Raw genomic sequence first — 22,510 nt, forward strand, 5'->3', positions numbered from 1 at the left:
ATCACAAAGACAGCAATTCGGTGTCCGTATGCCAGAGCTAGAACTGCTGGCATACGGATTTCACTCGTCTGTAAAGTCATTTTTAGAAGTTGAACTTCGCTGCAAATTCGATCGTGCGGTTCTCGTTGACTACGGACGAGATCACGCCGAAGGACGCTGGATTGCTGATCGCAGCACTGGGAACGCCGAAGTTAGGATGATTGGCGACATTGAAGACTTCTCCGCGAAGCTGCAATCTGTAGCGCTCTCCGATGCTCGTGTTCTTCTCAAGGTTCATGTCCCAGTTTTGATAGTGGGGGCCCCACAACAGGTCATACGCAGAGTTGCCGAAGGTATAAGGTGCGGGTGCGGCAAAGGCGGCAGGGTTGAACCATTGTGTTTTCGTTTTGTTGGCCGGATACAACGGCACACCCGCGACACGGTCTGCACGACCGTTCGCACCATACGTCTGCGAACCCGGTGCTGTGTAGGTGACTGAAAAAGGCTGGCCGCTTTGGAACGAGCTGATGCCAGCCAACTGCCATCCGTTGATGAGTTTGTTTGTGAATCCGGTCGCTCTACCAAACAGCATCTTGCCCTGTCCGAACGGTAGCGCGTAGGCGTAGCTGACCTCGAGCGTTTGCGGTGTGATGTTGGAGATGTTGCCGTAGGAGTCGCCGATGGCTGTTGGGGCCTGGTGGTTCTCAACGCCCAGGACGCGAATCCACTGATACTCAGCGTTGATCATGAAGCCATGGCGGTATTGTTTGTGCAAACCCACCTGCAGGGAGTTCCCCGTAGTATGGTAGATCGGATCGAAGGCGTCCGTGATGGTTGAAAAGGGCTGAAACGGACGACGGGACTGTTCGGTGGTCGGACCGGGGGCCGAATAATTTATATCTGGTTCCGTATTGCCCGGACCTCCATGATTGTTCTGATGGATAGTGCGTTGGCCGACGTAACCGATACGCAGGTCGACTGCGCCGGGCAACTGTTGCTCGATTGCGAGATTGTACTGTTCGGTGTAAGGCGTGATGGTTTTGTGCTGTGCAATGGTCGAAGGATTAGCAGGAACAGAGGCAGTTGCGACGAATGGAGCATTCATCGTAATGCTTGGCGAAGCGGTGTTTGTATATGTGAGGCTGTTGACGAATGGCAGGTTGCTGAAGCCATTGTCCAGATAGGAAGAAGGAAGCAGGTTGTAGTACTGGCCTACCGCCCCGCGGATTACAGTCTTCGGGCGAAGCTGATACGCAAAGCCGAAGCGCGGTGCAATGTTCGTCTTCGGCTGGCCGAGATAAGCGAACATGCTGGTCGGCAAACCGACTGAGGGCGCAACCACCGTATCCGGGATGTAGAGGGGGTTCGTTACAGCCGGATACGACTTCGCGAAGACGACCACTTTTCCAATGCTGGGTACAAAAAGCGATTCGGTGCCATACGGGTTATCGTGGAAATGCTGCAAGTCATACCGGATGCCGTAGTTGAGCGTCAGGTTTGGCAGAAGCTTCCAATCGTCCTGGATGTACATACCATATTGGCTGGAGTTGAACCGGACGATATAGTCGTGCGGCGTTGAGTTGGACGTCGTGTTTGGAAAGCCCAAGAGGAAGTCAGCATACGCGATTCCTGAAGTCTCCCCGGACGGTGTCGCCCCCGTCGCGTTCGTCGTATAACGTCCAGTGAAACTGAACGAGCCGTGTGAAGTGGAGCTATCCTGCCAGGAATCGTTATAGAGATAGGAGAAGCCAGCTTTGATCGTGTGCTTGGGAAGTACTTTGGTGATCGAAGTATTGCCTTGGTACGTCTGCTCAAGGTTCTTCGAGCCGGCTTCAGTCACTGCAGTGATATTGGTGATATTCAGGGTTGGAGCACCTTCCAGCAGTTGCGGCCCCAGTCCGGGGATGATGGACGAAAAGTCTGTCCGGAAGTTCTGTGCGTCACGAAAAAGAGGTAGATGCAGGTAGGAGACGTAGCTATCCATCAGCAGGGTTGGTGAGAACGTATGTGTCCAGCCAAGCACAAAGATGGAGTTGTGTTCGCCATCGCGCGCAACGCCACCCGCGAGGCTTGATGTGCCCACGTCTGAAAATGGCCCGTAGAAGGCCCGAAGCCAGGTTCCGCGAATCTGATCCTTTTCGCTGATCTTATGATCTATACGAAGGTTGAAGCGGGTGACCTGAGTGGTGTGCGGAATCAGTTCAAACGTATTTACGCCAGTATTTTGCGTCGTGGACTGTGGAAACAAGAGACTCTGCAGCGTCAGGTCTACCTGGTTCAGGGGGACATTAATGACATTGTTGGGAAATCGTTGACCAGTGGACGGATTATAGATACACGTTCCGCCGTGACCTCCGTGAGCTACGTCAATGCAATTTCCGTCTGGCCCGAGGAGGGAGCTGAAGTCACCTGCGCGCTCCGCTGCCGTAGGCTGAGTGCTGTTGACGGGGTTGGATTGAGTGAGATGAAAGCCTTCGTAGCTGGCGAAGAAGAAGGTCCGATCTTTGCCGTTATAAAAATGCGGAATGTAAACGGGGCCGTTGAGGTTCGCGCTGTACTCGTTGCGTTGGTAGGGTGGCCGAACGGGTGCGGAAGCTCTGGATCCGAAGAAGTAGGGCTTCGCAGCTGTACCGCGGCTACGGTTGAACTCCAACAGTTCGCCATGCACCACATTGGTGCCACTGGCGCTGGCGACGATGACTTGATTCGGTTGGTTGAACTCTGCGGGAGCACCCTGGGTGATGACTTTGAACTCGGATAGAGCGTCAAGCGGTGGTACCTCTCCTTCACCGCGCTGCAACTCAATTTCTTCGTTGATTACGCCGTCGAAGGTGAAGCCTGCGTTTCCATAAGAGTTCCGCTGGTTCGTGCCGAAGGCCAATGTCACACCGCGGACGGGAACCTGATCTTGCGCTGCGACATCCTGAACGCCGGGGACGAGGTTAATGAGGCCGAGAATACTGACATGGCCATTCAGAGGAGTATTCTGAATCGTCGCAGTGTCGACCACCATTCCGACGGACGAAGTTTCGGTCTGGATGACAGGAACTTCGTCCGATACATCCACCGTTTGCTGATCTGAACCAACGGAGAGCTTCGCGTCAATCTGCGCTACTTGGTCGATCGCGAGCGTGATGTTGTTTTGCTCAGAAATCCTGAAGCTGGCCTTCTCAACTTTCACGCTGTATCTTCCCGGCGGCAATTGAGTGACCCTGTAAGATCCGATATCAGAACTCGTGACGCTGCGAATGCTGTTTGTCTCTACTTGGCGAATGGTGATGGTTGCCCCAGAAATTGTTGCGCCGCTCGAATCAGTTACGATACCGGCGATTGACCCTGTTAATCCCTGACCGAATGAAGACGGTTCCCACGCCAGAAAAACGGTGAGCAGCACGCTGGCAAATAAAGCGAAACAGCCAGTCCATCTCTTGTTTCGCAACCCGTGCGGTCTTGGCATGCGGGTTGGCCTCTCCAATAACAACAAAAAACTCATCGCTTTCTTCCTCTTCGTTTCCAAATCGACTCGCGCATTGGGAATACAACGAACGGAATCCCTGTAGCTCCAAGTATTGGGGGACACAGATCTCAGCGGTAGGGGTTATCGGCGTGTGCAAATCGAAGGGTCACGTGGGAATCAGGAATCTCATTGATAAGAAAGAGCTAAAGCCCAAGATGTTTAGTGTTCTTACACGGGTGTTCGAGGCGTGCAGTCACAGGCCATTCATCGAGCATTCATAAAAGAGGTCGGGAGCGTGGCTTCTCCACTCGTGCTGTTGAAAAAATAAGGATGCGAGGGAAGGTATGGATGGAGCGACGCGAACGCGCTGCTGGGGAGTCAAATCATCGACGCTCAAATGGCGCGGCGATCTTTACAAAGGATGGTCAGGCCTGTAAGGGCTATAGATAGCTGTTACATCGTGACATGGTTCAGATGAAGATCGCTTTACAACGACCTGCTAAATTATTCAAACGCAATCATTGACCTAACCGAAACGGAAAAGGGACTAATGACTGTGAAAAATGTGATGATGGATGTCAGGCCAGAACTCTTTGAACATGAAAGTCGCCGCGTCGATACCAACGCTCTGACCCCATTTATCTGCCGTATTCCCAAAGGTTCGTTCCCGAGAGGGATAGTAGAGATTCGAGATTCCAGCAGCAGCTCCCGCACCGATGATCTCCGACGCATTGAAAACCTCCTTGCCTTCATCATTACGGGTAATGAAGACACGGCCTAGAGAATACTCGGTACGTTTGAGAAAACCACCCTTTCCAAGGGTGTAGTAGCGACTGTCCTGCCTGAAGAGCACTGGGCCGATGAACTCCACGAAATAGTTTTCGTCCGCCTGGTCAGCATAGGAGTGCCAGAAGTACCGCCCGTACCCTGCGGCTCCCTGATGAAATTCCGGAGTTGCATTCGTTGCCTGAGAGTAAGCGGCCACCACAGCAGGAAGCAAAATCGAAGAGTAGTCAAAGGAGTCCTGCGTAGCAGTAATGAACTTCTCCTTGACCGATTGTGGCGGAAGCTGAACGTCGGCACTCACAGCGCGAAAATTCGGAATGATTCCGAGAATGCGCTTGGTTTGCCCATCGTCATGGCCTGTGGGCTGTTCTGCGTTACTCTGGGGGGCATCGGGAAGATCTATGTCGGCCCCTGTGCCTTTGAATGAAGTGGCGGTGGCCATCTCTTCGTAACCTGTGGTCGTTGCGGAGCGTAGAGAACTGCTCACCATGGGTTGTGCCGTGAGTACATGACACAAAGCTGACGCGCAGACGACTGCAAGAAGAAGATGTCGTAAAGCCATTCGCTCGAGAGTTCTCATTTTTCTTAGACGCTCTAGAAGCATTCCGGCTTCGTCAAAAGGTGCTATTTTTTGGAGTAAGGCGAGTGCATCGAAATTTAATTCTTAGGTAGTAGCGCTGTATCCCACTTGCCGCTGTCTTGTCATCCGGCGCGCTGATCTGGGAGACGCTTTCAAAGGCACGCAGCACCTGGTTCGCAGAAATATCGAAGATCTCTTTATTTCCAACGCCCGAGGTAGTCCTATTTCCCAGTCGCTGAAATTAGCTGTCCCGGGTCAATGTTGCGAGCCGTGATCATCCCGCGGAAGGAGCTGCAATCTTGGATACCGTTCGCACTTCGCCCATCCAAAAAACACGTTTGGATAGAGCATGATCAAAGCAGGTAAGATCTTCCAACATCATTGAGGGAATGTATGCGTCGATCGTTTTTGACTTCTGGTTTAGTCTATGGAGTTTTTCTGGCGATCTCTCTTCCGGCGAGTGCCGAGGACCACAAGCTTCTTGCGACACCCACCACGATCGAGTGGGGTCATTATGAGGTGACCAAGCCGGCGATCACGGTGAGGAGCGGCGACACGGTGACGCTTCAGACGCTCTCGACCTGTGGGCCAAGCGACCGGTTGATCGCACGTGGCGTCAAGTCGGAGGATATTCCGGCCTACAACGACGCGATCTACAAGGCGGACATCCCAGGGAGTGAAAAAGGGCCAGGCGGACATATCCTGACAGGGCCGGTGGCGATTGAGGAGGCTGAACCCGGTGATGTGCTAGAGGTTCAGATCCTGAAAGTGGATATCGATGCTCCGTTTGCCTGCAATGGCTTTGGGCTGCATCGCGGCTTTCTGCCGATGGAATTTCCCTATAGCCGCAATCGCCTCATTCCTCTGGATCGCGCGAAGATGATCGGGCACTTTGCGCCGGGAATTGATATTCCATTGCGTCCGTTCTTTGGCAGCATGGGCGTGGCGCCCGGACAGGGAAGGATCGACAGCGCTCCTCCATTTGCTCATGCGGGCAACATGGATAACAAGGAGTTGGTTGCGGGTACGACCCTCTACATTCCTGTGGCAGCGAAGGGTGGTTTGTTCGTCGCGGGTGACGGGCATGCCGGGCAAGGCAATGGCGAGGTCGATATCACCGCGATGGAGACGTTCCTTACAGGCACGTTCCGGTTTATCGTTCACAAGAAAAAGCAGTTAAACTGGCCACGGGCCGAGACGCCGACTCACTACATCACAATGGGCTTCAGCCCTGACCTGAAGGAGGCGACAGAGCACGCACTGCGCGACATGATCGACTTTCTGGTAGAGGAAAAGCATATGACACGGGATGATGCGTACATGCTGTCGAGCATGGCCGTGGATCTGGACATCACTCAACTGGTGGACGGCAACGTGGGTGTCCACGCTATGTGTCCGAAGAATATCTTCACTGCTAACGCGGCAAAATAGCTTTCTGCTTGTGGCGATATCAGCTATCGCAAGATACCATCCACGGGCTCCAACTCTGCATACGGGCCGGCCCCGAAGCGCCACAACCGCTCCTTCGGTATCTACCATTTCGGCATCGGAATTGAAACTGCCTTGCCGGCTCCGCGTTCGGCAATCCAGATCGTGTTACCTGCTGGCTCGACCGCGGTTGGCGTCTTGAGTCCTTCCTTAATGACCATGACGCTCGCCTTGTCTCCATGGACCGTAATGACGGAGATTTTGCCGCTACCATTCTCTGCAACAAGGATTTTGCCATTCACCGCGCGCATGCCATCCGGCCCCTTCACCGGCTGGTCCATCCAGATATCAACAGGCTGCCCCGGTTTGCCGGCTGCATCCACCGGGATACGGTAAAGCTTGTTGAAGATCACATTGTTTATGTAGAGCGTGCCATCCAGGAAGGTGATGCCGTCCACACCCATCAGTGTCCGATGCTCCAGGTAAAGTTCCGCAGCGGAGCCATCGGCCGGCAGTCTGAAGATTTTGCCGTTTGCAGTGTCGGTGATGTAGAGCGCCTTGTCCGGGCCGATCGTGAAATCATTGCAGGTGCTGTTCTCGTCGGGCAGGTTCCAACGAAGCTTCTGCGCGCCCGTTGAGAGATCAAAGCCCCTCAGTGCCGTATGGCGCTTCGCCGGTGTCGCACCTGATACCGGAGTCAACTGACAAGCCCACAAAGTATTGGTAGAGGCATCGGCAAGCATACCGAAGAAAAAGGTACCGGAACCTTCAGCGCTTGCGTCCACGAACTTTTCGGCTGTGGCAAAACCTGGGCGCACCTTATATATGAACGGGGTACTCGCGCTTCCGACGATCAGTATTCCGCCCGGGGCAATCGTCAGGCTTTCCGGTTGGGATTTCGCGTCGGTGATAAGCACTTCAGAGGCGGATGCGGCCGTTGCAAAACTCGCTAACAATACGACACACGCGACGAACTGGCGTTCACTCAACTTGCGCATGATTAATCTCCTTAGTTTTAGGTTTCCACGCCGAATCGATCATGGCTGAATATCTTTCCAGCTACACCGGCAGTTCTGAAGACAGGGTCGTGCATGCCGATCCAGCTTATCAGCCTTCAGGTTTCTTGGAGATGCGATTTCACAGTCTGCCGCTTTGACGCTGAGGTCGGCTGAAGCCTCATGGATCGAAAAAATAGACGAAAATAGCCTTCGTTCGCCTCAAAGAAGCCCTTACTCCCCGTGACGATCTGGCCCTTCCTTGCAAAGGATTGGATCCCGATCATTGTCTCTGCGATGTTGATCTCCGGAGACGAGAGCGATGAATCATAATTGGAACAGGGCAGCAATATGGGCTGCAGTGCTATTGCCTTCCATGGCATTCGCTCAGCAAGCCTGCTCAAACGGAGCACAGGTAGACGGGACGATTACTGATCCAACTGGCGCGGTCATCCCCGGAGCCCAGGTGCAAACCGCCGATGGCAAGAAGACGATAACCGATGCGGCAGGTCATTTCTTGTTACCGTGCGTCCGGATTGACTCCAACCAGATCACAGTTGAAGCTGAGGACTTTACTTCTGAGACAGTCACAGTTGACAAACAGGTGGGTGGAAGCATTCATCTCAATATCCCTTTAGGGATCGTCCACGTGAACACAGTGGTTCAAGTCGACGGCGATAGCAGCTCTACTGATCGCGGCTCGGGTACCACCACGTTGAACACGAAGGATGTACAACTGCTTGCCGACGATCCGGATGATTTTCTCCGGCAATTGCAGGCGCTATCTGCCAGTAGCGGAGGCTCCCCCTCTTCATCCGTTATCCTGATCGATGGCTTTCAGAATGGAAGTGTGCTTCCACCCAAAAGTTCCATCGCCTCGATTCGTGTCAATCCGGACCTTTTCTCTGCCGAATACCAGACTCCTCCATGGAGCGGTGGAGTCATCGAGATCGTGACCAAGCCTGGTGCAGATTCTTTACACGGGGCACTCTTCTATTCGGACAGCGATAGCAGCTTCAATGCAACCAATCCCTTCTCAGCTACGCCAACTCCGGCCAGTAGGCGACGGTACGGATTTGAGCTAAGTGGCCCCGTCGTCTCAAAAAAGAGCGGCTTTACCCTCGCACTGGAAAAGCGCGATATCGATGAGTTCAACATCGTAAATGCAGTAACACTGGATGGAAGTGGGAACCAGGTACCGTTGCGGCAGACAGTTTCAGCTCCACAGAGGCTTTGGATAGCTTCGGCTCGTGGCGACTGGCAGGTAACTTCAAAAGATACTGCGGCATTTTCTTTTTCATCCAATGTCAACAATTTAGGAAATCAGGGTGTTGGCGGGCTCACGCTGGCCGAGGCGGGGTATTCAGGCCTGTTGAGTGAACACGATCTCCGATTTACCAATACGCTGATACCCAACGCTAATCTGTTGCATACAACCCATGTCGGTTATTCATGGAAGCGCACAAAACAGTCCCCGTTGTCGACCTCTCCATCGCTCCAGGTCTCCGGTTATTTCAATGGAGGCGGTTCAATCGCTCAGAGTCTCGATAACCGGGAGCGTGACCTCGAAGTAGATGACGACCTGCTGATCGCCCATGGCAAACATCAAGTGAAATTTGGTCTGCAGTCGCTCGGTATCTTCGGCCATAGCGATAACCCAAACAACTTCAATGGTACCTATATCTTTGGTGGCGGTAGCGCGCCAGTTCTTGACGCAAACAATAACCCGACCGGACTGACGACAACGATCAGCGCGATCGAGCAATATCGTCGCGCTCAAGTGAACCTTCCAGGAGGCAGACCCACTACGTATCAGGTGACTAGCGGAAGCCCACTGGTTCCGATTACGCAGTGGAGGTTGGGTCTCTATCTGCAAGACAACATTAAGCTAAGTCCGCGATTCGCCGTGAATACCGGCTTGCGATTCGCTCTTCAGACGTCACCCGACAGCGTATCTAATTTCGGCCCGCGTGCAAGTTTCTCGTGGATTCCTGACAAAAAAGAGAAGTGGGTATTTCGTGCCCAGGTCGGGCTCTTCTCCGAACTTATCGATCCTACCCATGCTCTCGAAGGCGCGCGACTTAATGATGTGCGGCAAAAGCAGGTGACAATCTACTCACCAAACTATAATGACCTGCTGACACCAGTCGTCGGGTCCATTGAAGTCGGTACAGTTCAGCAGCTTCCGCAGCGGCTGAGTCAGCCGCTAGAATATTCCAGTTTCTTCACCGTAGAGCATGAGCTTCCGCAACACTGGAATGTGAGGGTTAACTTATATCTCGGCAAGGTGTGGAATGTGCTTCGGAACAAAAACATCAATGCACCCATGGTAAAGAGCAGCATAGGCTCTGCTCCTGATCCCTCAGCCGCTCTGCTTGCGCCCCGGCCTACAGTCACAAATAAAAACATTTTGGAATATCAGGATTCGGGTCACTTCGCAGGAAATGTACTCGCCTTCGTCATCAACCAGCATAGCTATAAGCGCTTCGGTTTATTTGCATACTACGCATATCGGAACTCCTGGACAAATGTCAGCAGTGGCGACGGGTTTCCTCAGTCGAGTTACAGTGATGTGGGCGACTCTTCCAGGGCTGACTGGGCGCACACTCACAGCTTCTTCCTGACAGGAAATATCAATCTGCCCTATGGGTTGACCTTGTCCACGGAGTTCGATGCGCAGCAGGGAACTCCATATAACATCATTACTGGCACAGACAACAATGGCGATGGAAACTTTAATGATCGTCCCTCATACGCTTCTGCACCCGGTGCTGGAATATATAGCACGCGCTTTGGATTACTCACCGCCAACGCGGTGAACGGGGATGTTCCGCGTAACTTGGGAACTATGCCCGCAACGATCCACATGGATATGAACTTGAGTCGATCATTCAGCCTGAGTGCTGCGGACAAGGCGCACTCGCGCACACTCACGTTGAATGTCCGTACGGCAAACCTGCTGAATCATACGAACGTCACCGCGGTTCGAACCGTTCTTTCCTCAACCCTTGGGCAGCCGCTTTCGGCCGAGAACTCCCGCAGGGTAGAGTTGGGCGCCAGGTTTGCTTTTTAGTCCTTGCAGCAGGAGTATGGAATCAGGCGATGAAGATAGGAAGAAAGTGTTGGTGATCTATGAAAGGGATGCCGATGCGGTATTTAGCTTTGAGAGCCCCGGATAAAAAGGCTACAGTCTCTTCGCTGGAAGAGTCGTTGCCCAGGGCACACGGGCAGCGATCGATCAGGGCCCGGGATTGGCAGGTCTTCCTCGCCGTCAGTATCGTACTTACTCTTCTTATGGCGAGCGAGTGCAGATCCATCACCGCACCTGCGTCTCTTCGGTACGGTGCGATCTTTTCGTGGTGGTGGGGCCTCGTTGCGCTCGGCCTATGGCGACTTAGACTATGGGCGCCTTCGGCTTTACGTTTCACTCCAACGACAGTGTTCCTTCACTTATTGGCTGCTGTCGCTCTTGGTCTCCTGCATCTTCTTGTCATTGGAATCGTCCACTCTCTGATTCCAGGATGGCCTGTTCATGGAAACGTCCAACATCTCTGGCTGCTGTACTTCGATCTCAATCGTTTTGGAATTGAGCTTCTGGTTTATGGCTTTGCTTTGGGTGTTACCGGACTATTGTTTTCACAGTCTCAGAGACAGCGGGATGCAATCCAGACACTCACTCTTGAGAGACAGTTATCGCGGGCCCAGCTAAAAGCCCTGCAAATGCAGATGGAGCCCCACTTTCTGTTTAATACGTTGAACGCCCTTGCAAGTCTGGTAGCACAAGGAAGAAATCCAGAGGCGACAAAGACACTCTCGCATCTTGACACGATTTTGCGCACAACTCTCCAGCGTCGCACACCGGAGAAAGTTCCTTTCCTGGAAGAACTCAGAACCATCGAGAGCTATCTGGCGATTCAACAGGTTCGGTTTGCCGATCGTCTACGGGTGGAGTTTGATACGACCCCGGAAGCTCTGGAAGGTCTTGTACCGTGTTTCCTGCTCCAGCCGATCATTGAAAACGCAATCCAGCATGGAATTGCTCCGATGGAGGCAGGCGGTCTGATCGAGACTCGCGTGGAGCGCGTGGGAGACAGCCTCTGCATACGAGTGAGAGATAACGGTTCCGGCTCAACCACTCTGCTTACAGCGGGGCATGGAATCGGTCTGCAGAATACACGAGAGCGCCTTGCCTTCTTCTATCCTCATACGCACGACTTCGCGGCGGCTCCACTTGTAAGTGGCGGATATGAAGTCACGATTGAAATACCGTACGAGCGTATCGTTGTATGACTTTACGGGCTGTGCTCGTCGACGATGAGTTGCTTGCGCGGCAGCTTCTCCGGCTGCTGCTCAGTCACCACACCCATATCCAGATCGTCGCAGAATGCAAGAATGGCCGAGAGGCCATTGAGTATCTGCAGTCAGCGCCGGTGGACCTGCTGTTTCTCGACGTGCAGATGCCGGGGATCACTGGTTTCGATGTAGTGGAGCAAGTGGGACTGCAACATCTTCCTCCCACCATCTTTGTCACGGCTTATCAAGAGCACGCCGTGCGGGCATTTGATATGAACGCAATCGATTACCTGACGAAGCCCGTGCAAGCAGAGCGACTTCAAATTGCGATTGGAAAGGTCCAGGAGAAGATCACCGCCAAAACTGCTCTGCTGACTCAGCTACAACTCGTAGAGGTGCTGAACGAGTTACGGAATGTGAGCGGGAAAGTCAAAACTTATCCCTCTCGCCTTTTAGTCAAAGATGGCGTCAAAGAGATTCTTCTTCCGGTGGAAGCCATCGAGTGGATTGAAGCGGCGGAGTACTACTCCTGCCTTCATTCAAAGGGACGCAGGTTCATGTTGCGCGAAACGATTACTGATCTCGCCAACAGATTGGATCCCGAACAGTTCGTTCGCATCCACCGATCCTCGATCGTCAATCTCAACCTGATACGAGAGATTTATCGTGAAGGACAGGAAGATGGCTGCGTCGTGCTGGTCGATGGTCGAAAGCTCAAAATGAGCAAGGCAGGTCGACAGAGGTTAACTGAGACTGGAAAGGCTTCGACCTAGCGTTTCCTGGCCCGCTCCGAAGCATGCGAGATTCGCCGGACTCGTAGCGGCGGTGCGGCAATGCTACCGACGTCGGCACGGTATTCGAACTTTCCTTCAGCATGGCCTATTTGACCTCACTTCGTCAGATGCCCTCGACGCACCATTTGTAAGACACTATGACTATGAAGAACCAAATGGATCGATCGGAAATCCTTACAGAGATCCGCGAGAAGGCCGCCAGCGCTTCCTCGCTGACTGTCCTGCAAGAGCAAATCGTTGGAGTGCTGGCAAATAATCTTCCGCACTACTCCTGGACCGGGTTTTACATGCTCGACCCTGAGGATCCGGACACCTTGGTCGTGGGTTCTTATATCGGCGATCCGACGCCCCACGTTCGTATTCCGGTATCCCAAGGCATCTGCGGGGCTGCAGTTGCGACCGGCAAGACGGTGGTCGTCGACGATGTTGGCTCCGATCCGCGCTATCTTTCCTGTTCCATCGAGACCAAGTCTGAAATCGTGGTTCCCATTTATGCTTCCGGAAGGATTATCGGAGAAATCGACATAGATAGTCATGATCCTGCAGCATTCACGAGCGCTGACCGCGATCTTCTGGAAGAGGTAGGCAAAATCGTCGGCAGCTTTATAGAAAATTCTTTAACGGATACGGATTTGAGGAAGTCTTAGTTTTGCCCATCCGCCCTGCACAGCTCCTACTTTTATGCAAGAAGCGATGGCCGAAATTATCTGTTGTACTGACTGAACAGGCTGAGATTCTCACCTGACTATTTGACTGGTGCAACGGGCATTGCGGCCCCCGCTTTGACCCAGTCTTCGACGATCTTGATGTCGGCATCCGAGAGTTTTTCGCCCTTAGGGGGCATGTTCTTGGGATCGTCTTTGGGCCCTTCGTGCCGGATGAGCTTGATGAGGAGAGAGCTTGTGGGATCGCCTGGCGCAACGGATGCGCCGTCGCGTCCGCCTTTCAAAAGAGATTCGCGTGTATCCATGTTGAGACCGCCCCGATGGTTCGTTCCACCATGGCAGCGGGCGCAGTTTGCGTCGAGGATGGGTTTGACCCGAGTGGTGAAGAAGGCTGCCTTTGTATTGTCCTCGCGTGCTTGAACGGTGCTGGTTTTAAGGGCGAGCGAGAGCGGGACGGTGAAGAGGATGGTCGGGATAATGGATCTCATGGCGTCTCCAGGGAGCTTCGAGGGGTCAGGACTGCGGTATCGTGGTGTGCCGATCAGGGTTTTGTCTGGTCCCACATGTGTTCGAGTTGATACTTCTGAACCTTGTCGAAGACGGATTGTGTCTTGTCTGTGAGGCGGAAGGAAGCTCCCACAGGCCAGAGTGAGAAGTCGCGGTAGGCGATACGCTTCGGAGTACCGTGAAGCGAATCCAAAGCAGCCTGCATCTCAAGGAGAGTTCCGCGCGAGAGGGAGAGCTCGTGCTCATCAGGCTGATAGATGGTCCCGACGGGGTAATCGAGGAACGGGGTGCGCGTCTCCTCGATATGGCAGCCCAGAATGTGAGCGACGGGCTTGTCCTTTGTGAAGTTGACGAGACGTGTTGTGCTGCGCACGAAGGCGTCGAAGTCGCGAATGTAGATACGACCCGGATAGACGCTGTCTCCGGTGAGGAGAATGGCGGTCTGCCTGTCATAGAGTGCGACGCTCACGACATCGTGACCAGGGATGGGGACAGCATCGAGGACACGGCCTCCAAGGTCAATGGTGCCGATGGCTTCCGGCCAGTTCTTGATGCCGTAAAGAGCCTTGGTCGGTTCTACGGCGGCAGCGACGAAAGTGACGGGCATCATGGGATCATGAAGGGCCTGTATGTTGGCGTCGCCGGCTACGTGATCTCCATGCGAGTGAGAGTGGACCACGAAGAGTGGTATTGTTTTGCGTTGATTTCGTAGCAGCCACTGATGCACAACGTGTTGCAAGGTGGGAGCAAGGTTACCTTTGCGTGATCCTGTGTCATACAGAAGGGCACGAGCGTTACCGAAGAAAAGATAGACGAAGGGTTTTTCGTAGTCAGTGCATCCGCTTTGGCGAAGGATGAAGAGATCAGGGTTGTACTCATGCACCTGCCACTCGGGCATCTCCATGCACTTCGGCCCGCCCGTAGACCAGGTGAGAGGAAGAACGCCAGGACGAACAGTGCCTCCATCGGGCTGAGCGAACTGAGCTTGCGTAACGGCTGGAAGAAGAACGCAGGCTAGAAGTGTGTATGCAGAAATTCTCAAGAAGCATTCCTCTTTCCACGCGTATGTCCCTCTCATGCAAGCTGGAGATGACGTGAAAGTCTTTCTGATGATCGATCGATATCGATGAGGATTGCGACGTGATTCCCAAAGAGCAGATAGGTAAACGGGCCTTCCCAATGCACGCAGATGTTCTCGCGTAGAAGGTAGGTGTCCTCGTTGTACTGCATCACCTGCACGTGTGGATCTTTGTTCTTGGCCGCGATTACGGACCCGTAGATCCATCGGAAGCCGATCGTTCCGGGCGCGGGTCCTGCGCACTGGTAGTCATGAACGATCTCCTCCGCGGAATGCAATGGAACACATGAGTCCGTGTTCCGCGCCTGAGGAGGATTGAGTGGACTGGCAGGGTTGCCGTTCGGGTACACACGACCCGTCGCGGACTGTGGATTGCCACTCAGTGCCGGGTTGTAGGAGGGTGTCTGCATAGAATTCAAACCGTCTTTCGTTCATGAAAATCCAACGCATAAGGCATCCCGCTGAATGCAGAAGCTCTCTATGCTGTAAAACCTGGGAGGTTCTTACAGAATAGACAGCTTCTGCCATCGCTCTCATTGTTATGGCCTTTCTTTATCGCTGCGATAGCTAAGCACGCGAAGAGACGTTCATGTGTTCATGGAATGCTGGGGGCACCGATTTCGGTGCGGCAGAAAAGGGCTAAGTGAACCAGGCGCGACGGGGAAGGAACTGAAGCAGGATAAGTATCTGATGCGATCTTGCCAAAATGCTTTCCCAGGGTGTGCCTCCATCGATACACTCGTCTCGCGCCATGTGAAGCGTCAGGAGTGTTATGAACCGTCGCAAATTCGGTCAGTTGATTGTGGCAACCGCACTGGAAGGAACATTCCTTTGTGTGGCATCCCAGCTAGAAAAACCTTTAGCTTCGAGTCCCAGATTTTCCTGCGAGATTGCGACACTTAACCTCGCTTCCTTCGACCGGTGTATTGAGATCGTCGCCGAGGCGGGCTATCAAGGCGTAGAACTGACAGGATATTTCCAGAAGTGGACGCCCGAAGAGCAACGTCGCCTTATGGGCAAGATGCGTTCACTCGGTGTGATGATCGACATGTTGAGTGGTCTTCAGGCAAGTTTTGCCATCCCTGACCAGGCGGAGGAGTTTGTGACGCGGGTTACCTCTCACTGCCGCGTTGCTAAAGGGCTTGAATGTCCGCAGATCAATATTAAGTCTGGCAAAAGGCTTGACGGTGTCGAGCCACAAGTTCAGTTTGCGGCGGCCGTAGACAATCTGAAGCGAGCCTCTGATGTGGCCGCCAGGAACGGAATCAATATCGTGATCGAACCGATCGATTTGATCGAAAATCCTACCATCTTCCTGACTTCGGTGAAGGAGGGATTTGAGATCGTACGCGCGGTCAATCGCCCCAACGTCAAGGTGCTCTACGACTTTTATCATGAGCAACGTGGAGCCGGGAATTTGATCGAGAAGCTCGAAGCAAACATCGACTGGGTGGGTTTGGTTCACATCGCGGATGTTCCAGGCCGACATGAGCCGGGTACGGGCGAGATTGACTACACAAATATCTATCGCAGTCTGGGGAGATTGCACTACAACGGCTTCATTGCGATGGAGTACGGCTCCACGACTGACGCCGTCGCCTCGCTGCGAAAATCGAGAATAGAAGCGCAGAAGGGATTCGCTGAGGGGCTTCGGCTGTGACTTGCCCGCGTTCCGAGGGCATCGATCGAGCAATCCGGGAAGGAATTCGACTATTGAGCACAAGTCCGGCCAAGATCCCGTAAACTACCGCCCAGCTCTTTACTTTGTGACGTCAAGTTTTCACGTACGAACCCACCTAGATCGCAGATGAGATTGCGCCCATCTAGACGTGCGGCTGAATCACAATAGCAGGCTTGCCTGCGAGCACGCGCTCCAGATTTTCGCATTGCGGGTCGTTGGAGCTTTTCATGTACTCGTGCAACGCCTGTGTCATTCGCTGAATGCGTTTACGGTGTTCAGTGCGATCCATCAGATTCACGCGTTGGCCCGGATCTTCCTGAAGATCGAAAAATGCCATTGATGTGCCTGTGGTGAACTGCTCAACACGTGCTTTGATCTGTGGGTCCGTTTCTGCTGCTTTAACCATGGCGGGGTAGGTGAGTCCCTGCATCGATTCAATGCGAAACTTCAGCCTTCCGTCGCACCATGGCGTAAACATCAGCGAATAACGATCATCTTGAATCGCGCGAGAGGGATACTCCGCTCCGGAGTTCACACCGTTCACATGGGTCACAACGAATTCGCGGCCCACGCCTTTAGCGCCATGCATCCGTGGAATCCATGAGCGTCCATCCATACCCTTGGGTGCTGTAACTTGCAATAGATCCAGCAGCGTTGGCATGTAATCGATATTGCAGGTGAGATCCTCAAAAGTCTTCGGCTTACTCATGCCCGGATAACGAATCAAGGTGGGTGTCCGCGTTCCATAGTCGTAGGTTGTGGCTTTTGAAAACGGAAACGGCATGCCGTGATCGGCTGAAAAGAACACGATTGTATCGGACTCAGCCCCTGAGTCTTTTAGTGCCTGTAAAGCCCGGCCGATGCTGATATCCATGCGCTGCGCGCTGTTGTAGTACTGGCTCAATTCTTCGCGAATAGCTGGCAGGTCTTCGAGAATCGGTGGAATATCTACCTCCTCGGATCGGATAAGGCGAGGAACTGCATACTCTCCTTCATCGTTGTGGTCCATGGTCGCCGCCGCCCGTGCTCCGTAAAAAGGCCTGTGAGGATCATTGATGTTGCAGACTACAAAGAACGGTTTGCTCTCCTTCTGTGCTGCGGCGATCGCATCCGAGACGCCCTGTCCATATTCCGAAGGCTTCCGGTTCTCGCCGGGGATCGCGTGGTCCCATGGAAAGCAAGAGGGTGGTTGCATGTGTTCAGTCTTATGAATCGTTGCGTTGTAATACGCAGCGTCCTTCAATACCGTTACCATCGTAGGAATACCTGCATCGATCGGTGTGAATCCCAAGGCGCCGCTGCGGTGAGGCACACGCCCCGTCATCATCGCTTCACGCGAGGGTTGGCAGATCGGTGCTGTCGTGCGATTCCGCACGAACCGATGGGACTGTGAAGCTAATTTGTCCAGGTTTGGAGTCAAGCCGTGCCTGCCTCCCATGAAGTCTGGAAGTGACCAGTTCATATCATCGACAGTAATAAACAGGAGGTTGCTAGGTTTCCTGGCCGATGAGAGCAACGCGACGTCAGACACCGAAGACGCGACCAGCGCCGCAGCGGATCGCTTTAGAAAATCCCTTCGTCTCATATCTTTTCTCTCCGCCGGACGAGACGGAAACACTGCCATTTCATCGATACCATGCGTGCCTCTTCTATGTATGAGCCCAATAGGCATTTACGCGGAACATGCGGAGAACTGGACCAAACAGCAGCTTACGTCATTCCGCAAAACAGCAAGTAGTTAGCGTAGGAGTGGATGTTAGTTTTTTTGGATAGAATACTTAGAATACAACCCATCCCCATTCACACATGGTCCAGAAGACGCGCGCGGAGAAGATGCAAAAACTACCTGTACAGCAAAATCTGACGGCGCTGGCTTACGAGAGCATTAAGAGGCATATTCTTGAGGGCAAAGTCACCGCTGAGGTACGTCTGACGGAAGAATCTCTGTCACAGCAGCTCGGCATCAGCAAGTCGCCGATCCGAGAGGCTCTCAATGGCCTTCAAAATGAAGGCCTGATTCGGATTGAGCCGCGGCGCGGGGCCTATCTCCGAGTCTTTTCCTTGCAGGAAGTTAAAGACCTATACGACCTTCGAGAGGTATTGGAAGTCTATGCGGTTTCCACGGCCAGAATTACGCCGCAGCTCCTCGATAAATTGGAAGCCAGCATTGAGCAGACCGGACAGTTCCTGCAATCGGATGACAGGATTGGGCATATCGAAGAGGATGCACGTTTCCATGGACTCATCGCCAAAGCCGCAGGTAATGAAGAGCTCTGCCGCGTTCTGGGAACGATTCAGAACCAGATCTGGCTGCTTCGGTGCCAGACATACGATCTCTCCTCGAGTTCTGCACCTGAGGCACATAGAGCAATTTTGAAAGCACTCCGGAATGAAGATAGTAAGCAGGCAAAATCGGCAATGCGGGAGCATATCAGTCTTGTGCGGAAACGCCTCTTGACTCATCTGGCGGTAGACGAGCTTCAGAAATAGCTGCAAGGCCACCAACTTTATGGCAAAAAACTGTTGACCCGATTCTGATATCTGATATATCTAACTCATGCACAAGAATGACCACATGATCGAAGTATTGTTCATCGCTGCGTCGCTGTGCGTCCTTCCTTGTCGATGTCGCTAACGACATTCTTTTTTTCTCTCTCATAAAAAAATAGGTACCGTGCGCACAGAAGCGGTATGGCCGTAGCAACTTTTTTGTCTGCTATTCGCTGATTTCGGTAAAGTGTGCCTTCCCGCATATTTTGTTGCGCTGAAGCGGTACGAACCCTCAGAACGGCGTGTCCGCACGCCATTTCTGCGCGAATGATTGCGCAATAGGATCAACATGACTTCATCTAAATTTCGCAAGTTAGTGCTTGCTTTGCTTTTTCTGATCTCCTCGGCCTGCCAGATTCATTCGCAAACTCTCACCAGCGCTACGGTGGTTGGAACGGTGACGGACTCTTCGGGAGCTGTCGTGCCGAGCGCAGTCGTCCATATCCGGCAGCCGGATACAGATTCGTCCAGTACAGCCACGGCCGACTCGAACGGAGAGTATAGATTTCCCTTCCTCAAGCCAGGCGAATATGAAATCACCGCCGAAGCCCCCAGCCTTGCGAAAGCTACCTCACGCATTCGTCTGCTGGTAGGGCAAGAGCAGTCAGTCAACCTTGTTCTCAATCTGCAGGTTACTCAGCAGAGTGTGGACGTCGATACCACAGCGGGTGTTCTACAAACGGAAAACGGAAATTCTGTCACTTCTTTCAATCAACAATACGTTGAGAACACACCGGTGAATGGCGGAGACATTACAAATATCGCCTTCAGTACACCAGGACTTCGTCTCAACGTAGGTGGTGGAAACGCTAACTTCAATGTGAATGGCCTTCCATTCAATTCGACACTTTTTACGATGAACGGCGCCGACATTGTGGAGCCCTATAACCTGAACAACAAGTCTGGAGCCAGCAATAATACTCTTGGTGCAAATGACATCTCCGAAGCCGCTGTCATCACCAACGCTTATAGCGCCCAGTACGGGCGCGAGGCAGGAGCCCAGGTCAATTTCATCAGCAAATCGGGTACGAATCATTTCCACGGAAATCTAGTAGAGAACTACAACGGTAGTTTTCTCAACGCGAACGATTACTTCAACAACCTCACAAAGACGCCGCGCGGTCGCTCCGTTGCCAATCAATATGCCGCGTCCGTTGGCGGACCTATCCTTCGCGACAGGGCTGCTTTTTTCGTCAATACAGAGGGGCTTCGCTACGCACTGCCAAGCACCGGCGTCGTTTCGCTTCCGTCCGCTCAGCTACAGCAGTACGCGCTGGCGCATGCACCTGCGTCCTCTACCGGGATCTATCAGAGTCTGTTCAATCTCTACAATGGCGCTCCTGGTGTTAGTCGCGCCGTCGCAGTGACCACCGGCACGTCCCCTCTGCAAGACAGCACCGGACATCTTGGTTGCGGCAAACAAACGTTCACGGGCACCTATGTCAATGGAACGAGTGGCCCACGGTTTGGCGTGGACACGCCATGCGCTGTCGCCTTCGGAACGACCGCTTCCAGCATCAACACGGAGACGTTTATTTCTGGCCGGATTGACTACAACATCAACGACAAGCAGAAGATTTACTTTCGCATCAGCCGGGATGCAGGCGTCCAGGCCAGCGCCACGAGCCCGATTAATCCTGCGTTCAATAGTCGAAGTGTCCAACCGTGGGTTATCCCGCAGGTCAATTACACCTATGCAATCACTCCTCGCCTGGTAAACAACTTCATTCTTAACGGGAATTGGTACTCGATACTCACAGGCGTCGATGATTTTCAGGGTACCCGCACGTTGCTACCGGCTTCCTTCAGCTTCTCGGATGGGGGTGCGAACGGCGGAGGATTTGCGGCGATCGGCCCTGCACTTCCCACTGGCCGTCGCGGTCAGCAGCTCGGCATCATCGACGATCTTTCCCTCAATCTAGGACGTCACACACTCCAGATTGGAGTAAATAACCGCAACAACCGTATTACTGATTCCAGTGTCGCGAGCGCCTCTGTCGTCGGAAAATACACCTTCCTCGACCTGACCGATTTCGCCGTCGGACAGGTGAACAGCACAGGCAAAAATAGTCAATTTACACAGTCATTTCCTCTTTTGAATGCGGTTCACACGCGCCTCAACTCTCTCGGTTTCTATGGTCAGGATGAATGGAAGGCGAAGAAAAACCTCAATCTCACGTTCGGTGTTCGCTTTGAGCTCCAGGGCAATCCCTCCTGCAAGGAAAACTGCTATTCGCGAGCGAATACAGTTTTTCTCGCGAGCGGATATCAGGCGGGCATCAATGTTCCCTATAACGCAACCTTGCAGACGGGGCTGAACAAAAACTTTAAGGGACTCGAGGGCTTTGTAACGGAACCTCGCTTCGGTTTTGCCTATTCTCCACTCGGAGATGGAAAAACTGTGATCCGCGGCGGTGTGGGCCTGTTTGCGAACACCTTCCCAGGCAATATCACTCAAAATATTTTTGGTAATTCACCGAACAAATTCTCTCCAACGGTAAGCACCGGCACGGTGGGTATCGCGCCCACAGCGGGAAGTTCGCAGGCAATCGGTATCGCGTCCAACACAGCGTTTCAAAGCGGATTTTCGCAGGGATACACGCTTCCTCAGCTCACGGCCGCCATGGGCTCAGGTGTAAAGTTTGCTACCCCGACTCTCTATGTTAACCCAGACGAGTTTCACACGATCAAGGTTCTGGAGTGGAGTCTTGAGGTAGAGCAGCCACTGACACGCCATGATGTTCTATCGTTCTCCTACGCCGGAAATCATAGCTACGATCAACCGCTTTCAAATGCCGCGGCAAACGGTTATGTGAATAACACGTCTTTATATCCAACAGGCTTTGGCGGCCTTCCGACCTCAATTCCCGATCCTCGTTTTGCTGTAGTCACGCAGATACTTACCACCGGCTACTCGAACTACAACGGCGTCACGGTAACGGAACGTCACGCGCCACAACACGGACTTCAGGGGCAGGTGAGCTACACCTGGAGCCACGCACTTCAACTGGGCACCGTCTACAACCCGACACTTTACACGGCTGCTAACTCGTCCACGCAGACAGATGCTGGGTACGGTCCGACTGCCTTTGATACGCGGCACAATCTCACCGCCGACCTCGTCTACACCACGCCAAAGCTGAATAATCGTCTGCTCGATAGAACGCTCAGCAATTGGTCGCTGGGAGGAAAGCTCTATCTCTACAGTGGTCGTCCATTCTCGGTCACAAACAGTCTTATTCCATCCAGCTTGTCTAGCAGCTTTAGTGGCACCGTGCTGGCGGACGTCACCGATCCGAAGGCCTTTGGTGCTCAGTGCGGAAAGTCTGCAGTCCATACGGGATGCTTGTCCGCAAGTCAGTTTGCCAGTGTCGTGACCGCATCGAATCCGAATGGTCAGCGAGATTTCGGCAACGTGAAGCCTAACGGTTTCCGCGGGCCCGGTTTCTTTTCGATCGCTACGCAGTTGAGCAAGCGCATTCCGGTCACAGAGCATACGCGATTTGAGTTGGGCGCGGATGCCTATAACCTGCTAAACCATACCAATCTTGCCGTTCCAAATAGCAATCTGGGTGGAACCGGTTTTGGTCTCATCACGACAACTGTGAGTTCCCCCACCAGCATCTACGGGACCGGCCAGGGTGCCATTGTTTCGGGTCGCGTTCTGGTGGTTTTTGGCAAGTTCATCTTCTAAGCAATGGCGGATGCTGAACTGAG

At 53.2% G+C, this 22,510-nt stretch carries 15 protein-coding genes; 8 read left to right on the forward strand and 7 right to left on the reverse strand.

Annotated features, from left to right (window positions below):
• Positions 1-82 precede the first annotated feature (82 nt).
• Both ACIPR4_RS07865 and ACIPR4_RS07870 read right to left on the reverse strand, forming a co-directional pair.
• A complete protein-coding gene (locus tag ACIPR4_RS07865; protein ID WP_425358316.1) occupies positions 83-3,472 on the reverse strand; it encodes a TonB-dependent receptor in 3,390 nt (1,129 codons plus the stop codon).
• Positions 3,473-3,983: 511 nt separating this feature from the next.
• Positions 3,984-4,784 (reverse strand): hypothetical protein, encoded by an 801-nt coding sequence (locus tag ACIPR4_RS07870; protein ID WP_144312355.1) that lies wholly within the window; start codon positions 4,782-4,784, stop codon positions 3,984-3,986.
• Between the two features lie 411 nt (positions 4,785-5,195).
• Between ACIPR4_RS07870 and ACIPR4_RS07875 the strand changes: the two genes are divergently transcribed.
• Positions 5,196-6,233 (forward strand): acetamidase/formamidase family protein, encoded by a 1,038-nt coding sequence (locus ACIPR4_RS07875; RefSeq protein ID WP_013568132.1) that lies wholly within the window; start codon positions 5,196-5,198, stop codon positions 6,231-6,233.
• Positions 6,234-6,334: 101 nt separating this feature from the next.
• On the opposite strand, the gene ACIPR4_RS07880 is transcribed toward ACIPR4_RS07875, so the two are convergent.
• Complete coding sequence (locus tag ACIPR4_RS07880) at positions 6,335-7,228, reverse strand: SMP-30/gluconolactonase/LRE family protein (protein ID WP_013568133.1); 894 nt, start codon at positions 7,226-7,228, stop codon at positions 6,335-6,337.
• Positions 7,229-7,601: 373 nt separating this feature from the next.
• Here ACIPR4_RS07880 and ACIPR4_RS07885 point away from each other — a divergent pair, with 373 nt between their 5' ends.
• The 4 genes from ACIPR4_RS07885 to ACIPR4_RS07905 all read left to right on the forward strand — a co-directional run bounded on the left by ACIPR4_RS07885 (position 7,602) and on the right by ACIPR4_RS07905 (position 12,959).
• Positions 7,602-10,298 (forward strand): TonB-dependent receptor, encoded by a 2,697-nt coding sequence (locus ACIPR4_RS07885; RefSeq protein WP_245536484.1) that lies wholly within the window; start codon positions 7,602-7,604, stop codon positions 10,296-10,298.
• A gap of 74 nt (positions 10,299-10,372) precedes the next feature.
• Positions 10,373-11,515 carry a sensor histidine kinase gene (locus tag ACIPR4_RS07895; protein WP_013568135.1) on the forward strand — a complete coding sequence of 381 codons (1,143 nt, stop codon included), beginning with the start codon at positions 10,373-10,375 and terminating at the stop codon, positions 11,513-11,515.
• Positions 11,512-12,291, forward strand: a complete 780-nt coding sequence (locus ACIPR4_RS07900; protein ID WP_013568136.1) for a LytR/AlgR family response regulator transcription factor — start codon at positions 11,512-11,514, stop codon at positions 12,289-12,291. The genes ACIPR4_RS07895 and ACIPR4_RS07900 overlap by 4 nt, the downstream gene beginning before the upstream one ends.
• Positions 12,292-12,467: 176 nt before the next feature.
• Complete coding sequence (locus tag ACIPR4_RS07905; protein ID WP_245536485.1) at positions 12,468-12,959, forward strand: GAF domain-containing protein; 492 nt, start codon at positions 12,468-12,470, stop codon at positions 12,957-12,959.
• Between the two features lie 98 nt (positions 12,960-13,057).
• On the opposite strand, the gene ACIPR4_RS07910 is transcribed toward ACIPR4_RS07905, so the two are convergent.
• The 3 genes from ACIPR4_RS07910 to ACIPR4_RS07920 are packed head-to-tail and all read right to left on the reverse strand — an operon-like array spanning position 13,058 to position 14,972.
• Positions 13,058-13,465: a c-type cytochrome domain-containing protein gene (locus tag ACIPR4_RS07910; protein ID WP_013568138.1), complete on the reverse strand. Its 408-nt coding sequence runs from the start codon at positions 13,463-13,465 to the stop codon at positions 13,058-13,060.
• A 53-nt stretch (positions 13,466-13,518) separates the two neighbouring features.
• Positions 13,519-14,526: an MBL fold metallo-hydrolase gene (locus tag ACIPR4_RS07915; protein WP_041585981.1), complete on the reverse strand. Its 1,008-nt coding sequence runs from the start codon at positions 14,524-14,526 to the stop codon at positions 13,519-13,521.
• Between the two features lie 32 nt (positions 14,527-14,558).
• Positions 14,559-14,972 carry a hypothetical protein gene (locus ACIPR4_RS07920; protein ID WP_013568140.1) on the reverse strand — a complete coding sequence of 138 codons (414 nt, stop codon included), beginning with the start codon at positions 14,970-14,972 and terminating at the stop codon, positions 14,559-14,561.
• Between the two features lie 362 nt (positions 14,973-15,334).
• Between ACIPR4_RS07920 and ACIPR4_RS07925 the strand changes: the two genes are divergently transcribed.
• On the forward strand, positions 15,335-16,222 hold the full coding sequence (locus ACIPR4_RS07925) for a hydroxypyruvate isomerase family protein (RefSeq protein ID WP_013568141.1): 888 nt from the start codon (positions 15,335-15,337) through the stop codon (positions 16,220-16,222).
• Between the two features lie 163 nt (positions 16,223-16,385).
• On the opposite strand, the gene ACIPR4_RS07930 is transcribed toward ACIPR4_RS07925, so the two are convergent.
• A complete protein-coding gene (locus ACIPR4_RS07930) occupies positions 16,386-17,915 on the reverse strand; it encodes a sulfatase family protein (RefSeq protein WP_222829268.1) in 1,530 nt (509 codons plus the stop codon).
• Positions 17,916-18,076: 161 nt separating this feature from the next.
• Here ACIPR4_RS07930 and ACIPR4_RS07935 point away from each other — a divergent pair, with 161 nt between their 5' ends.
• Together ACIPR4_RS07935 and ACIPR4_RS07940 are read left to right on the forward strand one after the other, a co-directional pair.
• Positions 18,077-18,733 (forward strand): GntR family transcriptional regulator, encoded by a 657-nt coding sequence (locus tag ACIPR4_RS07935; protein ID WP_245536486.1) that lies wholly within the window; start codon positions 18,077-18,079, stop codon positions 18,731-18,733.
• A gap of 349 nt (positions 18,734-19,082) precedes the next feature.
• Positions 19,083-22,487 carry a TonB-dependent receptor gene (locus tag ACIPR4_RS07940; protein ID WP_013568144.1) on the forward strand — a complete coding sequence of 1,135 codons (3,405 nt, stop codon included), beginning with the start codon at positions 19,083-19,085 and terminating at the stop codon, positions 22,485-22,487.
• The last annotated feature ends 23 nt before the right edge of the window (positions 22,488-22,510 follow it).

It is taken from the genome of Terriglobus saanensis SP1PR4, assembly GCF_000179915.2.
In the GTDB taxonomy this organism is placed as follows: domain Bacteria; phylum Acidobacteriota; class Terriglobia; order Terriglobales; family Acidobacteriaceae; genus Terriglobus; species Terriglobus saanensis.

Excerpts from the sequence above, each read along its gene's own strand:
- ACIPR4_RS07885 (WP_245536484.1), top strand. The coding sequence starts at position 7,602 with ATGGCATTCGCTCAGCAAGCCTGCTCAAACGGAGCACAGGTAGACGGG.
- ACIPR4_RS07880 (WP_013568133.1), bottom strand. The coding sequence starts at position 7,228 with ATGCGCAAGTTGAGTGAACGCCAGTTCGTCGCGTGTGTCGTATTGTTA.
- ACIPR4_RS07910 (WP_013568138.1), bottom strand. The coding sequence starts at position 13,465 with ATGAGATCCATTATCCCGACCATCCTCTTCACCGTCCCGCTCTCGCTC.
- ACIPR4_RS07925 (WP_013568141.1), top strand. The coding sequence starts at position 15,335 with ATGAACCGTCGCAAATTCGGTCAGTTGATTGTGGCAACCGCACTGGAA.
- ACIPR4_RS07935 (WP_245536486.1), top strand. The coding sequence starts at position 18,077 with ATGCAAAAACTACCTGTACAGCAAAATCTGACGGCGCTGGCTTACGAG.
- ACIPR4_RS07930 (WP_222829268.1), bottom strand. The coding sequence starts at position 17,915 with ATGCCTATTGGGCTCATACATAGAAGAGGCACGCATGGTATCGATGAA.
- ACIPR4_RS07905 (WP_245536485.1), top strand. The coding sequence starts at position 12,468 with ATGGATCGATCGGAAATCCTTACAGAGATCCGCGAGAAGGCCGCCAGC.
- ACIPR4_RS07865 (WP_425358316.1), bottom strand. The coding sequence starts at position 3,472 with ATGAGTTTTTTGTTGTTATTGGAGAGGCCAACCCGCATGCCAAGACCG.
- ACIPR4_RS07875 (WP_013568132.1), top strand. The coding sequence starts at position 5,196 with ATGCGTCGATCGTTTTTGACTTCTGGTTTAGTCTATGGAGTTTTTCTG.
- ACIPR4_RS07900 (WP_013568136.1), top strand. The coding sequence starts at position 11,512 with ATGACTTTACGGGCTGTGCTCGTCGACGATGAGTTGCTTGCGCGGCAG.
- ACIPR4_RS07920 (WP_013568140.1), bottom strand. The coding sequence starts at position 14,972 with ATGCAGACACCCTCCTACAACCCGGCACTGAGTGGCAATCCACAGTCC.
- ACIPR4_RS07870 (WP_144312355.1), bottom strand. The coding sequence starts at position 4,784 with ATGGCTTTACGACATCTTCTTCTTGCAGTCGTCTGCGCGTCAGCTTTG.
- ACIPR4_RS07940 (WP_013568144.1), top strand. The coding sequence starts at position 19,083 with ATGACTTCATCTAAATTTCGCAAGTTAGTGCTTGCTTTGCTTTTTCTG.
- ACIPR4_RS07895 (WP_013568135.1), top strand. The coding sequence starts at position 10,373 with ATGCGGTATTTAGCTTTGAGAGCCCCGGATAAAAAGGCTACAGTCTCT.